This window comes from Paenibacillus sp. BGI2013, assembly GCF_002843485.1.
Taxonomy (GTDB): Bacteria; Bacillota; Bacilli; order Paenibacillales; family Paenibacillaceae; genus Paenibacillus; species Paenibacillus amylolyticus.
Genome location: NZ_PJFA01000003.1, coordinates 464,649 through 480,450, shown reverse-complemented (window position 1 = coordinate 480,450; position 15,802 = coordinate 464,649). Strand labels below are relative to the sequence as shown.

The following is a 15,802-nucleotide window of genomic DNA, read 5'->3' as shown; positions in this document are numbered from 1 at the left end:
TGAAGGATCAGGCTAAAAAACACCAGAGTGTTATAAGTTCATATGTGTTCAGACGCTTAACAGGCGTCCGAAGGTTTCATCACAAAAATCTGTATTGAGCTTCTATTAATCCATTATAGACGCCTTGTTTTTGGATCAGTTGCTCATGGTTACCCTCTTCTTTAATTTCACCATGATCCAGGACGATAATGTTATCTGCATTCCGGATGGTTGAGAGACGGTGAGCGACCATAAAGGACGTTCTTCCCTGCAACAGCACCTTCAACGCTTCCTGGATTTTAAGTTCTGTCTCCGTATCAATACTGGCTGTAGCTTCATCCAGGATCAGTATGCGTGGATCAGCAAGCAGCGCACGGGCAAAGGATAACAGTTGTCGCTGTCCCATGGATAATACGTTCCCGCGTTCCTCTACTTCAGTATCATATCCGCCAGGCAGCTTCATGATGAACTCATGTGCATTGACTGCTTTGGCTGCGTCCTCCACCTCTTCATTCGTTGCGTCCAGTCGTCCAAATCGAATATTGTCACGAATCGTACCCGAGAAGATGAAGGTATCCTGTAATACAATGCTGATCTGGCTGCGTAAACTCTCTACCGTTACATCCCGCACATCCTGTCCGTCAATGGTGAGACGTCCGCCGGATATATCATAGAAACGACTGATCAGATTGATGATCGTACTTTTACCTGAGCCCGTATGACCAACAAGTGCAATCGATTGTCCCGCAGCCGCTGAGAAGCTGATCCCTTTCAGCGCCTGTCTGCCCTTCTCGTATTCGAACACCACATTTTCGAATGCGATATCTCCTTTAATAGAAGGAAGTGGCTTGGCACCTGGTTTATCCGCAATACTTGGTTTTTCATCCATGAATTCGAAGATACGCTCCGATGATGCCATTGCAACCAGCAACTGATTGTACATCTGTCCCAGACGGTTGATTGGGTCCCAGAAGTTGCCGACATAGTTGGCAAAAGCGACAAGTAATCCCACAGTCAACTGATCATGTTGAATCAGGTAAGCACCAAACCAGAAGAGAATCAATGTACCGAATCCGCCGGTAATCTCAATCAGCGGTCCGAAGCCCTGGTTCATCGCTGATGCTCTATCCCATGACTTTTTGCTGGACAGGTTCATGTTGTCAAAATACTTCATGTTCTCTTTTTCCTGTGTGTAAGCCTGAGTCACTCGAATCCCTTGAATGGATTCATTCAAGTGGGAGTTAATCCGAGAGTTCTTCATGCGCACATCCTGCCAAGCCCGACGGATCAGCACCCGCAGTTTGGTCGAGATGATAAACATGATTGGCACCGTAATGATCACGGCAAGACCCAGTTTCCAGTTAATCAACAGCAAGATCACAATGATCCCGAGCAACTGTACGCAGTCAATCATGACGTTAACTGCACCGTTCGTGAATAGATCCTGAAGGGAGTTAATATCATTCGTAACACGTACCAGTACGGAACCTGCTGGTCTTTTGTCAAAAAAGTTAAAGGACAGCTTCTGGATATGCTTGAACAGATCCGAGCGAAGATCATAAATAACACGCTGTCCGATAATGTTTGTCAATTTGATCCGGTACGTATTGGCAGCCCACTGGATGAGATACAAAACAAATATGGAGCCTGCAATAAGATAAAGCATAGTCATGCTTGGTAACCCTGTCGCCGGTGCGATGGCACGGTCAATCGCCAGACTGATCAGAAAAGGTACGGACAATTTTGTAATGGTACCCAAGATCATCATTAGAATAACGAGTGGCAATAGTTGTTTCGCATAAGGTTTCATGTATGCAAACAAACGTCCAAATTCTTTCCAGTTAAACGGTTTTTCAATAATTTCATCATCCTGATACACAAATCGTTCATTCAGTTTCTTCTCAGAGGCCACTTTTGCCTCGCGCCTGTCTGCTATCGTTTCGGCACTCATGAATTCACCTGCTCCCCAGCCTCCCGCTTACCGCGGGCAATATAATCTGCATATTGAATTTTATAAACATCCTGGTATGGTCCAGGCACTTCAATGAGTTCGGTATGTTTGCCACGTTGTACCACGCGGCCTTCATCGAGCACCAGAATCTCATCTGCATGTCGTAGTGAAGATATACGGTGTGCAATAATAAATGTCGTTCTGCCGCGCATAACTTCCTGGAAACCGGACTGAATTTCGTGTTCTGTCTCCATGTCCACGGCGCTGGTTGCATCATCTAGTACCAGAATTTTCGGATTTTTCAGCAAAGCCCTTGCAATCGCAATCCGCTGTTTCTGTCCACCCGATAAACCCATACCGCGCTCACCAACCACCGTGTCATATCCATCCGGGAACTCCATAATGAAGTCATGAGCCTTGGCCAGCTTGGCTGCACGGATGATCTCATCCATGGTGACATTCTTAAGCCCGTAGGAAATATTATTGCGAATGCTGGATGAGAACAGGAATGTTTCCTGGAAAACAGAAGCGATCTGACTCCGCAAACTGCGGATGCCTATGTCTTTGATGTTTTTGCCATCCAGCTTGATCGTTCCCGAGTTGACGTTATATGCACGCATCAGAAGCTGAATGATGGTCGATTTACCTGACCCTGTACCCCCGAGGAAACCGATTACAGAACCGGGTGCAGCGTCAAAATTAATATCGGTTACCGCTGGCATTTTGTTGCCGTAGGCAAAGGTAACGGATTCAAATGTCACATGACCGTTCACCTGGTCTGCTTCCACAATGACCGGATCTTGCGTTTCTTCCACATCCACTGGCGTATTCAGCAGTTCGAGCACCCGTTCACCTGAAGCTTTGGATTGCGTATAGTTGTTGATATGGAACCCAAGGTTCCACATTGGACCGATTATGTACCAGATCAAACTGAAAAAGGCAACGAGTTCACCAAGTGTCAGCGTCTTCTGTATAACCATTCTTCCACCGATCACCAGCAACAGCACGATACTCACCGAAGCAAGAATCTCCATGATCGGAAAATAGCGACTCCACAATGTTGCGGCATGAATCTGATTTGTCTTGTAACGCTCATTACGTATGGAGAATTTCTCCACTTCATAAGGCTCACGTGCAAAGGATTTTACCGTACGTACGCCAGTGATATTCTCCTGTACCGCTGTTGTCAGTGAACTGAGCGCCAGCCGCATCTCCTGAAACGCAGGGTGAATTTTGGATTCGAATCTCAGCGCAACGAAGGCAAGTAATGGGATGCATATGAGTGTGAACAGCGTAAGCTGCCAACTCATGGTCATCATCATGATTGCGCCGAATACGACCATGAAAACCATGTTAAGAATCTGGGCGAAACCAAATCCGATAAAGTTACGGATGGCTTCCAAATCTCCCGTGAGGCGGGACATCAGATCACCTGTCTTGGCCGTATCATAATAACGGAAGGATAAAAATTGAAGCTTTTCGTAACATGCATTACGAAGTCTGTACGCCAGGAAGTTACCCAAGCGTCCTCCAAAAAAGCCATGTAAAAACTGCATTCCCGCTTTCAAAATAACTACACCTAACACAGTCAAGGCAATTATGGGAACGTCTTCAAAAGTTCGCGGAACAATGATGTCATCAATCAGTATCCTCAGCATGTACGGATACACTAACCCAAGTGCGGTCGCTAAGGCGAGGAACAAGATTGATACAAATAAATACGTTCGCTTTTCCCAAAAAAAGGTTTGCAGTTGCCTAAGAACATCCATGTTTCTCCTCCTCTTATGTCGTTCAAAAATACTATGAACATTTATGAAGTTTATCACCGTACCCCATTCGCGGCAAAGCGAATAACAGACCATATTCTGCCTGCTTTCAGCTTATTGACGCATTAACGAAGGTAAATACCCACCTTTCAATCAAATGTTTGAATATTCTCTTTATTTCAGGTTGTTCGTACCAAAAAAAGGCTCCCTATATGCCTTTTCGGCAGGGGCCTTTTTGGGTTGATTTTCGCAACATTTTCAATGTGTTGCTGTATCATTCATTTTGTTTTACAAAGACTTCCAGAGAATACGCGTTATGCCGTGATTTTAACTGCGTTCAATCTGTTCCAGTTGGTTAGACAAGCTGGTCCATTGCTCCGCCGGAATTCCGCTCTCCAGTGTATCTTGAATTCCACTCACCGCCTCGTCCAGACGTTCTTCCAACTGACGGGATTGGTGTTGCAAGGATTGACAAATCTGGTTGTCATAAAACTGAATCAGTTTGTCTTGCGCAGCAGGAAGAACTTCAATAATCATCTGTTTGAGGACAGGATCAAGTGCCTCCTGTAACCGCTGACGTCCATCTCCTTCGAAGAACTGTTTCGGATTGCGGAAATAATTCAAATAGCTTTTCCATCCGGACGGTTCTTCCAGACGAACTTCTTCAAGCACAGGTGTACTCCAGCGTTCGTTCAGTGGCAGTGACACATCCACGCCTCCAGATAACTGTCTCACCTCGTCTATACAATCCGTAACTTGCTTCATCAGCCAGGTCTGACCTGCCTGTTCAAGTCTGAGGGTGGTAGCAAGCAGTTCCTGCTCCAGTTCAATGGCAATCATGCGTAACAGTTCACGTCCACAGGCTGCAAAAGCCATCTTCAGATTGCCCCGATCCTCCCGAAGTACGGATGGATGGAATGCTTCTGCCATGAATAAACCAAGGCGATAGGCAAGTCGCTGCCGCACATGGAACAGCAATTCTGCTGTTTCCTGTGACAGTTCTTCCTTCATGGATCTTGCTGCAAGTTGCTGTATGCGCTGGCGTGACTGTCCCTGGATCGTCTCCAGTTCATCCCGCCGTTGCTGCAATACTTCCTCCCCCTGAGCCGCATCTTCCGCACGCTTCTTCAGCCGCTGAATGACACGTGCCATCTCTTCGGAAGCTCCACCTACAGCAAGATCGGCTAATTCTCTGCCTGCAAATTGGTTGAACTCTTCCTCAAAACGGATAAAACCGGATTGCTCAAGCAACTTCGAATCACCTGCCATCTTGCCTTCCATCGCCAGTATGCTAGATACCGGGAAGAGTCGTGGTGCCCGAATTCCGTTACTGCGCAGTTGGGTGCTCACATGATCGAGAACCTGCTCCAGTTCTTCCTCAGAGGAAGACAAGTCACTGGCATTCACAACAAAGAACATCTGATCCATGGCAGAACTATCTTTAACACGTCCCAACTGATTCAGGAACTGGCGATCTCCTTGGGAGAAAGCATGGTTGTAATACGTTACAAAAATGAGTGCATCCGCATTCTTCATATAATTGAAGGTTACACCCGTATGACGAGCATTCACGGAGTCTGCTCCTGGTGTGTCTACCAATACAATGCCTTGTTCAGTCACATCGCAACTGTAATAGAGATCGATACTGTCTACAAAACAGGACTTTTTCTCGTTTGCGACAAAGTTACGATAACCGTCCAGATCCACCAGCACATCCTGACCTAACTGGTCCGCTGTTTCTTCCCAGCCGGCTGCTGCCGCCTGTAAAAAGCTGTAATGCGGGCGCCCAGCGGGGTGTACATCCTGTGGTGAGAGGGAACGTACTCGCTTTTGCCACTCCGCTCCAGGCTCACCCAGTCCGAGTAACCGGAAGGAATAGCCGAGGTCTTCCTGGAAGGCGTCCCGGGTCTTCATGCGGACCCGGGCTGTTCCATGCTCCGCGCCCCCGGCAGGAGCCATGATTCGGTTAATCGCCGCTGTTGTTGGATGCGGCGAGACGGGTAGTACAGCTTCGCCCAGCAACGCGTTGGCGAAGGAGGATTTGCCGGCGCTGAATGCTCCGAACAGCGCCAAAGTGAACGTGCCGCCCGCAAGCGAAGCCGCGCGTGCACGCAGATACCGTACCGCCGACCCCATGGCGGGGTACGGCTCCACCAGCGCAGCAGCGGCTTCAAGCCGTGCCGCTGCTGCGTCCAGGCGTCGGCGGCGTTCAGCGCCAGCCGCCGACGATGGCCCAGGCACCGCCGCCGCGACTGCGCGCTGCGCTGGCGGTGCCTCTTGCGTCTGTGGCTGCGCAGCCACAGACGTTGACGTGCCCGCATGCGAACCGGGAGCTTCGCCCGGTTCTGGCACCGCGGGCACGTGCGGGCCCTTCACCTCCGGCAATAGCCCGGAGGGGAGGGGGCCCGCATGGGGCAGCAGGCTGCGCAGCCCTGCTGCCTCTGCGGCGGCGCTGCGCTGGAGCGCCGTGTAGCGCGCCGCCGCCGCGGATTGCGCCAGCAGCGCTGCGCGGCTGGCGTCCAACGCCTGAAGCGCGGCTTCGCCTCGCGCTGCCAGCGCTTCCAGCATGCGGTCGGCCAGCATCATGGCCGACCTGCGATAGCGGGCCTCAATCTCGCCCCGCACATCTTTACTGAACTGAATCACATACTCTGGAGATACCTCTGCACTGGCACTGCGTTTCATCTCCAATAGTGCTTCATCTACAGCAGGCAGCTCCGTATTAAGCGCCTGCTCCCACTCCGCTCCCCATAGCTGATGGGATTCACCGAGCTGTCTAAGCATCGTACGAATATGTACCTCAACTTGTCCGGAAGCCTGATCCTGTAACAGTCTGACCAGCTCAGAAGCACGGCGTTGTTTCTCCTGCTCGGTTTTGCCACCAGAGAACAATAAGCCTACCCTGAAACCTGGTTTGCAGCTCTCCAAATAGGCGGCAGCCGACGCACGAATATCCGCAGGTGTAAGATTTGCATTTGCCAGAAGTGGTTCCAGCTCTGCCCGGAATTTCTCGCGCACTCGCGAAGGCCCGGTACGAATGTCTGCTGCTTGTTGATCAAGAAGCTCCAACTCTCGTTCCAAACGTTCAATTCCTTCCTTGCCACCAATCTCATCCAGCAGGGAATTCTCTTCGTCTTCACGTTTCTCCGCTTCTCTCGTCAGATGTTGCTCCGTTACATGACTGGCCGAACTTGCCAAACTGTGCGTAATTAACGCTTCCTTCTCTTGCATCATGTGTCCAATGAGTTCCGGAAGCACATCCCACTGGTTGTAGCGATGCTGCTTGTCGCGGAGGGAAGTAAACAACAGTCCGTCATATCTGACTTCCCAGGCCGCAAATATAGCTTCGACACCTTCGGTATATTGGTCAAAAGAGAGCTCACGCTCCCGATGCTTGTCGATCTGGTTCACGATCAAAAACAGCGGTTTGCCCCAATCCGACAGACTCTTGGCAAATGAAAGGTTTGTCTCGGACTGGACATGATTATAATCCATGACATAGAAGACCACATCGGCCAGATGAAGCGCTGAGTGGGTTGCGAGACTATGTCCGCGATCTGTTGAATCCACACCTGGTGTATCCAGCAGGACAGCATCATCTTTCAGCAGAGGAATATCATCCCATACCTCAATCGAGCTGTAAGCTCCACCATTTTTGCAATACGCCTCCAATTCCTCTGGAGAAACTTCAAGTGTCCCTGCTCCATTGTCAGCGCTTACGTTTGGAGTAGTATAAATAAGCGCTCTTGGCTTACCATTACGTATGGATACCACATTCGCACTTGTTGGCACGGGACTTGAAGGCAGCACCCGCTTACCGCATAAACTGTTGATGAGACTCGATTTGCCTGCAGAGAAATGACCACAGAACGCAATCGTCAGATGTTTCATTTCCGCCTTGCTGATTAAATCCGTTATAGCCTGTACAGCCGTATGGTCCCCTGTCTGCTCCATCGCTTCACGCAGCGGAAGCAGAGGTTTGGCCATTTCTTTTGGGTAATCTGTTCTGGACATGACTGGCCTTCCCCCTGGCTCCTCTAATTTGACATCCGTTTCGACGTCTATCTCTTTTACAACATTTATTTTAACATTATCAAGTTTGAATTTGAACGATTGGAATTAAATATACATAAATGAACGTATAAGTCCTATAATCTAAAAAAAATAAAACCGAACAAGTCGGTTTTATCTGTAATACGTTTTATACTCGGTATTTAGCAAATGCTTACGCCAAGTGTCTGTTGCATGAATGCGATGCGATCATCTTAACCACAACGATCATCATGACATTAATACAACAGAACCAATAGTGTAATCACTTCTTATGAAACTGCGTTCTCCATGGAAGGCAGCAAGATTTCAAATACTTGTCCATGTTGCAGAATTGTAATGTCTCTGCCTTTGTCTCTCATAACAACAACTTCTGGTTTAACGGACATACGCTCCAGATAATGTTCAGGTACGTCGCCAGAGTGGCTTACTGTGATGCCTTCTACTTCTTTTTCTTCATTTTCAGCCATTTCCTGTTCAACGATTTGTTCAAAGATATCGGAGAAGGCCTCAAAATTGTCAGTGTACACGGAAATGCATTTCATGATTATTCATCCTTTTCTGCTCATTAATTTATTTTTCGTTTTCGGGTGGTGACACGTTCCTTATCTTTCCTGATTTGGGACGTTTTCATACGTTTTTTCCCTTCCCTGCATATGTCCAGCAATGGACAGATATGACACGCAGGGTTCTGTGCCTTGCAATGGTAGCGTCCAAAAAATATAAACCGGTGGTGAGTTAAAGTCCACTCGTCCCGGGGTACGCGCTTCATTAGTTTCTTTTCGACTTCAAGTACGGAGTCATCCCAACCTGCAAGCGCCAGCCGCTTGGATACACGTTCAACATGAGTATCTACCGCAATTGCCGGTACTCCAAACGCATTGGAAACAACTACATTCGCGGTTTTCCGCCCGACACCTGGTAGCGTCACAAGCTGATCATGTTCCTGCGGTACATCACCGCCATACTGCTCTATTAAAATTCGGCACATGTTCTGAATATGCTTGGCCTTGTTCCGGTACAAACCGATTCGCCGAATATCCTGTTCCAACTCTTCGAGAGGAACTGCCAGATAATCTGCTGGGCTTCTGTACTTTTGGAACAAATCTGCAGTTACCTTGTTCACCGTTTCATCGGTGCACTGGGCAGACAAAAGGACAGCTACCGTCAATTCAAATGCATTGCTGTGATTTAATTCGCAATGTGCATCAGGAAACATTGCTTCCATAGTTTCGAGTATATGTCTAACCGTCGCTGCATTCATGAAGAGCTACCTCCCACAAAATGACTCCACTCTGCGGAGCCTTACTTCGAAGCTTCATCCGAGTACTTTGCGGGGACCTCAAAAAGCTTGCAAAAAAAACGTCTTGATGCGGGAAAGATCCCGTATCAAGACGGTCATTCTTTTGATCCTCGAAAAGAAACGATTACTGTTTTTGAATCTCCAGAATAACATTGTTCAGGAGATACAATACAATATTATCATTATCTCTGAGAGATTGCACGCTTAAAGTATTGTCACCCTGGTGAACAAATACACTTGATCCGAGTGCAAAACGATAGTTTGTATCTGCTGTCGTTTCCCGTTTAACCAAAATCTGGTTACCCACGCCATCATAAGACCAGAATTGTTTGCTCATAACAGTTAGTACTCTGAAGCGTGTGGAATTATCCGTATCTTTTGTCATTTCCACACGATCTCCGACCGTAAGACTAGTCAATGAAGTTAATGTGGAGCCAGATTTTACGACTTTAACAGAACCGCTAACAGGCACGGTTTCAGTCTGGCCGTTAAACTGTTTGAGCGTTACAGATGAAGCATCCACCGCTGTAACTTCAGCCAGCGTACGCTTCACGACTTGAACCGCTTTTGGCGTAGCTCCTTCAAACGTTACATTGATCAGGTTGCCTGCTGTCAGTTGTGAAGGCGTGATCGTCTGACCACTCTCTCCTGTCAGTACCGCTTGATCCACGTAGAACTGACTTGTCAACAGATCGGATTTTACTCGAATACGACTATTTGCTTCCAAGGCAACCACTTCGAATTGAGCCACAGTGTTCAGTGCAACCTTCTGCACTACATCCTGATTTGCTCCAAGCGTTACGGTCACTTTGTCACCAATCTTCAAATCTCCCAGACTTGCGCCCGATTTGTTATAGATCTCAACCGTAGGTGCTGTAGTATAAGGCACTGTAATCGTCTGATTACCAGACAACACACTGATTTTTCTGCCCGTTGTGTCAATGTTGCTGATCGTACCTTCATACTTGTAAATCACTTTAACGGACAACGCACGTGTTCCCACATAGGTCAGATCCAATTTGCGACCATCATTTAAAATCGACTCCAGACCAGCGAGTGTAGGTTTGGTCGTATTGTAATCCAGTTTGGTTTTCTCATCCAATGTAAATACAAACGGTTTTTTGTTGTTGTCCAACACGGTAAGTACCTTTGTTTTGCTGTTGTAAGATACAACCGTTACTCCGTTCATAGGTTCCATTTGACGTCCAATCACCTGAATACGCGTTACCTGGTCGTCAGAGTTCAATGTCAACTCCACCTGATCCCCGTTCGTTGCATCCGTGATGAGATCATTCAGCGTTGCATCCTGAATGCCATTGATAATAACTTCCGGCTTTTCAGTCAGCAGTTTCGCCTCAAGGGAACCCCCTTCACGTTTGAACGTTAACGTGGACTGGTTACCACCGATCTCAACCAATGTTCCGCGCACAGATTGCTCCACACCTTGAGACAATGTAATAGTTTGCAAAACGCTGTCCTTTACGGTGTATTTCACGGCACTGCCGGCTTTGAGATCAGCCACTGACATGATACGGTTTTGATATGTGATAAGCAGATTGTCATTGTATGCAAACTGTTCTGTAGCACCCGCTGCATTGACAAGTTTGATCGTTTTGCCAGAAGTGGATACTTCAGCAATTACGCCATTGTCACTCTTGTTAACAATGCCGGATTTCACACGAATAGCAACTGTTTTTTTGTCAGTCGAGAACGTCTCACGCTGTACTTCGATGATGCTATCTGCCGTAATATCGGACAGTTTGATTGCATTACCATTCTGATCGATGAATGCAGTTGCCTCATCATAACTGTACGTTTCGTAATTCTCGCCCACAAAGATACCAATTTTATTACCAGACAATGAACGTGCAAATGTACCTTCAACACTTTCCACCTGCGGTGTAGCATCAACAACTTCTACATAGGAAGCCCCACCTGCAGAACCTACAACCATAACTTTTGTATACAGCTTCACATCTGTGGCGGAAGCACGAGTTTCACTGTCTTTCGTAAAGTAAGGCGTACTGCTGTTCACTGCGAAGTTAACGGCTTTGCCGTCCACAACCAGCGTGATCTGCCCATCTTTCAATCCTGTCACATAACCCGTGGATGTGTTCGGGTACGTTGTATCCGTTAACGATTCACCACGACTGAAGAAGGTAGCCAGTTGAGCACGGGTTACGGAACCACTTGGATTGAATTTGTTGCCTTCCACACCTTTGGCCAGATCCAGGCTAACAGCCAGATTGACATAACCTTTACCACTTTCGGAAATACTTGCATTATCAGCAAATCCGGTAGATTGATTGTTTTGTGCCTTTGCTTCAGCATCCTTGTCCAATGAACGGATTAACAATTTGGTAATCCATTCCCGTGAAGCTGGTTTTTGACCCCAGGAGGTCTTGGATACATCCACCGTTGATTCTTCCGTTTTGTCAATCAGTCCCAGTTGAAGTGCCAGCGCGACATATGGCTTGAAATAATTTCCCACTTCCATGTTTGTCGGTAATGCCGCAGCCGTGTCGGTATTCAACTGGCCCTCTTGATTCATAAAACGAATTGCCATCGTTACAGCTTCTTGCTGTGTTACCGCGTCTCCTGGACGGAACAGGCCGTTGTTACCGAGAAGAATACCTTGATATGCCAGTTTGTACACATGTTTCTCAGCCCAGTATCCGACCTTGATGTCACTGAACAAACCAGTTGGTGCAGCCGTATTTGTTATTGCAGCAGTCTGACCCTGCCCCGTTTCTGTTGATTCTGCTGCCATGGCAGCTCCGCCGGCGCTAAGGGCCATCATGCCTGCAAGCACGGCTGATACTACTTTTTTAGAGTGTGATGTATGGTTATATTTAAAAGTCACCTATGATTCCCCTCTCTCATGTAAAACGACCCATATTCCGTGGATTCACGGTACAACAGTATGCTGTACAGCCTATTCGGATCTTGTCATTGGATGTTCAAGATCCACATGGCCCATCAGACTCTCTGTCTGCTGACCATCCACCAGTAAATCAAGTGATTTTACTTCATCAAACTGGAAGAACGTTTGTTTTAGAGCATCCAGTGCATAAGACTCTCCACCTGCTCCAAGACGTGCCGTATCTGGCATATGAATATCCAGCGTAAGAGCTCCATCCTTGAACTGAACAGACTTCAATTCAATTTCTTTAGACCACAGCGGAACCAGTTTAGCGTCTTTGCTCTGTTGCAGTGATTCAAAGGCAGCTTTATATTTGGCATCATCCGATGCGTATGAAATCTCTGCCGAAGCTTTGTGCAACTCCAGTTCTTCTTCATCCGTATAGAATACAGTGATCGTTTTCTTTTCATTACTTTCGGAAGTTGCCGGCTTCTCCGTAGACGTTTCGCTTGGCGGAGTAGTTGTAGTCTCTTCCTCCGAACTGCCTTCCGTCGATTCTGTAGGCGTTGTATTCTCTTCAGGCTCAGCAGTTACCGGTTCAGTAATTGTTTCGCCTTCAACCTCGGTTACATTGTTTTCAGTTCCTGCGCCTTGCGTCTGATTCGGAGCAGCTGTTGGCTTGCTTCCACATCCAGCAGCAACTGCCATAACCGTTACCAGCAAGGCTGCAATCCATATTTTCTTGTTCATTCTAACTCCGCCTCCTCAACATAAGGGCTTGTCCCTTATTTAATTCCCAGATACTCCTTGATTCCTGCAACAATCCCTTTGGCAACACTGTTCTGGAAACTCTCAGTGAACAGGGCTGCTTCGTCGCTCTTATTGCTAAGGAATCCACCTTCCAGCAGAACTGCTGGCATTGTCGTTTCACGGGTCACATGGAGACTTGCCGTTTTCACTCCACGATCTTTCAGTCCGGAAGACTGTAAAAGATACTTGTGCATCACTGTAGCAAGTGCTTTGCTGTTGGAGCGTGTATAGAATGTCTCTACACCGTTCGCAGCAGTAGGGCCACTGTTAGCATGAATGGAGATGAAAATATCCGCTTTTATGTCTTGTGCAATCTTCACACGTTCTTTCAATGCCAAAAATGTATCATCGCTGCGCGTTAACACAACGTCAATTTTGGATTCTTTTTTCAACAAGGCTTCCACTTTCAGAGCCATTGCCAGATTGAAGTCTTTTTCACGTTTACCAGTTACACCGATTGCGCCAGGATCCTGATCTCCGTGACCTGCATCGATAACGACAACTTTTTTGCCATTATTACCAACTGGAGGGGCAGGTGTACCACTTTGATTGTCGAGGTTAATCATAACCAGTCCAGAATCATTTTGCACACTGTACCCTTTTGAACTGGACAGATCGATTACAAAACGAATTGTAGATGGACTGTTGCTGTATAACGAGTAACGAATCTTCGACACATCCGGATAGCCGCTAACGACGAGTTGTCCATTCTGGTTGCTGTCTAGAGCCTGTCCTTCACTGAATGAATCAGCAAATGCGGTATTCGGCAAGTCTATAACGATTCGATCTGGTCCTGTCATCGTGAAGACGTTCGGCTTCGTACTTCCGCTTGTTGCAATCATGAAGCGGTTGTCGCTGAAGCTGATGCCGTTCACCAGTACAAGACCTTCTTGATCCGATCCTCCGCCTTCATTGCCAGAGTTCGGAGGTGTGGTTGTCCCGTTTCCGGAACCTGAATTCTGGGTAACTAATGTTACCGTCTTCGTGGTATTGTTCCAACCCACCTTAAGACCCATTTCCTCACCAATAAATCGGAGAGGTACGAGCGTAGTACCATTTTTCACGAGTGGCGGGGCATCCAAGTTTACGTTACTGCCGTTCACCGTTGCCGTCTTCTGTCCAACAATCATCTGCATGGCAGTGTTGTCTTTGCTAATAGTCACTGTTTGCGTTTGCTGCTTCCACTCCACGCTATATCCAAGATTTTCGGACACAACCCGGATCGGAACCATCACCTTGCTGTTGATAATTTCCGCTTTTGTATCCGATGGCTGTACGATTTCTTTTCCGTCTAGGATAATTTTCGTGTCTGTTGCTGCGTGACTATAGCCCGGGAATACGAGCCCAAAGACAAATAACAGTACCAAAAAACCGAACTTCTTCATCCTTCACCCCTACCATTCTCATATTTTTTTGCCGCATGTTGTCATTTTCCAACTCCGACTGACCGCTTGGGCATTACCAGACACCTATTAGACGCCCCTCGCTCTCAAAAGTTGCGAATATATTCCAACATAACAGAAAAAAAACGTTGTCAGATCAAGCTTTTTTTACATTTTAATGTCTTGTTTTTTCCTTATTTATCAAATATACATCTCTAAACAACGTAATACCCTAACCTTCATATTTGCGCACAATTCAATTTATAGTCCCAAAAATTCAACAATTCCGTCCACAATCGCCTGTGCACATTTGTCCTGGTATTCTTCCGTGAGCATGACTGCTTCATCTGTAGGGTTACTTAAAAAACCAAGTTCAAGTAACACAGCAGGCATGGTTGTTTCACGCGTCACATGCAGACTAGCCGTTTTAACCCCACGATCCTTGAGTCCTGTTACCGGTAACACATATTTGTGAAGAGTGTCAGCCAAAGTTTTGCTTTCTTTACGACTGTAGAGCGTTTCAATGCCGTTTGGTACCGGTGTAGTGAATTTGTTTCCATGAATGGATACAAAAACATCTGCCTGATTCAATTCAGCAATATCCACACGCTGTTTGAGCGAAAGTTCTGTATCATCCTGGCGTGTAATGACCGTTTGAATATTTGGGTATTTTTGAAGGGTTGCCTGTACCTTCAGTCCTACAGCCAGATTGAAATCCTTCTCATAAGCTCCTGACAAACTCACTGCACCCGATTGACGACCACCATGTCCCGGATCAATGACCACAATCGTTTTGCCATCATTGGTAGGTACTGCCGGTTGGCTTGTCGGTTCTCCACTCGTGGCTGTCAGGTCAACGAGCAAGACATTGTTATCTCCAACAGACCATTTGGCTGTAGCCGTCTGATTCAGATCCAGAACGACACGCACGGTAGAAGGCGATTTACTGAACATGGCATACCGAACTTTGGAAACTATGGATGAATCCGTAACGAGAATCTGTCCACTCCCATCCGGGTTAGAGGCTTGTCCCTGAATGAATTCCTCAGAAAATGTCGCTGAAGGCAGATCAACAATAATTCGGTCTGGCCCACCAATACTGGATACTTTGGGGCTAATATTACCGTTTGTTGCTACAATCAAGCGATCTCCGCTGAAGCTGATGCCTTGAAGCTCTGTCAAACCATCCGGGACAGGTGCCTCGACGGGGTCACTGTCACCTTCCGTTTCAACTACGGGAGGAATACTAAATAGGCTTACTGTCTTGGTTCCATTGTCCCAGCCAACACGCAGACCCATGCCTTCCCCAACAAAGCGTAACGGAACAAGCGTAGTTCCCTGTTTGATCAGTGGGGGCGAATCCAAGTTCACCACGTTTCCATTCACTGTAGCTGCATCTTTGCCAGCCGTCATTTGAATCATGCTGTTTCCTTTTTGAACCTGGACTGACTGAGTTTCCTTCTCCCACTTCACCTTATAACCCAGGTTCTCGGATACAATTCGAATTGGAACCATGACCGTTTTCCCAATATTCTCTGCAGGTGCACCCGTCTGCTGGTTAATGGTTACACCGTCGAGTACAATCGAGGGAGTGGTGTCTGCATGGGCCATGACTGGGAATAAACATAGGAACAGAAGAAAAACGACTGCTGCCGACCATTTTTTCATAACTCATCCACCATTCTTTTTGTCTTTTGA

General features: G+C 47.2%; 9 protein-coding genes. All 9 read right to left on the bottom strand.

Going from position 1 to position 15,802, the window contains the following annotated elements; genetic code table 11:
• Positions 1-79: 79 nt before the first annotated feature.
• On the bottom strand, positions 80-1,930 hold the full coding sequence (locus CXK86_RS09560; protein WP_036672925.1) for an ABC transporter ATP-binding protein: 1,851 nt from the start codon (positions 1,928-1,930) through the stop codon (positions 80-82).
• Positions 1,927-3,699, bottom strand: a complete 1,773-nt coding sequence (locus CXK86_RS09555; RefSeq protein WP_036613268.1) for an ABC transporter ATP-binding protein — start codon at positions 3,697-3,699, stop codon at positions 1,927-1,929. Before CXK86_RS09555 ends, CXK86_RS09560 begins: the two co-directional genes overlap by 4 nt.
• 324 nt (positions 3,700-4,023) lie before the next feature.
• Entirely contained in the window at positions 4,024-7,710 is a 3,687-nt protein-coding gene (locus CXK86_RS09550; protein WP_101313635.1) for a dynamin family protein, read from the bottom strand.
• Positions 7,711-8,018: 308 nt separating this feature from the next.
• Positions 8,019-8,291: a hypothetical protein gene (locus CXK86_RS09545; protein ID WP_017687779.1), complete on the bottom strand. Its 273-nt coding sequence runs from the start codon at positions 8,289-8,291 to the stop codon at positions 8,019-8,021.
• Positions 8,292-8,314: 23 nt separating this feature from the next.
• Entirely contained in the window at positions 8,315-9,010 is a 696-nt protein-coding gene (gene nth, locus CXK86_RS09540) for an endonuclease III (protein ID WP_036607558.1), read from the bottom strand.
• A 163-nt stretch (positions 9,011-9,173) separates the two neighbouring features.
• Positions 9,174-11,912, bottom strand: a complete 2,739-nt coding sequence (locus CXK86_RS09535) for an S-layer homology domain-containing protein (RefSeq protein ID WP_036607560.1) — start codon at positions 11,910-11,912, stop codon at positions 9,174-9,176.
• 72 nt (positions 11,913-11,984) lie between these two features.
• Positions 11,985-12,662, bottom strand: a complete 678-nt coding sequence (locus CXK86_RS09530; protein ID WP_076250035.1) for a GerMN domain-containing protein — start codon at positions 12,660-12,662, stop codon at positions 11,985-11,987.
• A 35-nt stretch (positions 12,663-12,697) separates the two neighbouring features.
• Positions 12,698-14,107: an N-acetylmuramoyl-L-alanine amidase family protein gene (locus CXK86_RS09525; protein ID WP_076250034.1), complete on the bottom strand. Its 1,410-nt coding sequence runs from the start codon at positions 14,105-14,107 to the stop codon at positions 12,698-12,700.
• A 258-nt stretch (positions 14,108-14,365) separates the two neighbouring features.
• Positions 14,366-15,772, bottom strand: coding sequence for an N-acetylmuramoyl-L-alanine amidase family protein (locus tag CXK86_RS09520; RefSeq protein WP_076250033.1), 1,407 nt, complete (start codon positions 15,770-15,772; stop codon positions 14,366-14,368).
• Positions 15,773-15,802 lie beyond the last annotated feature (30 nt).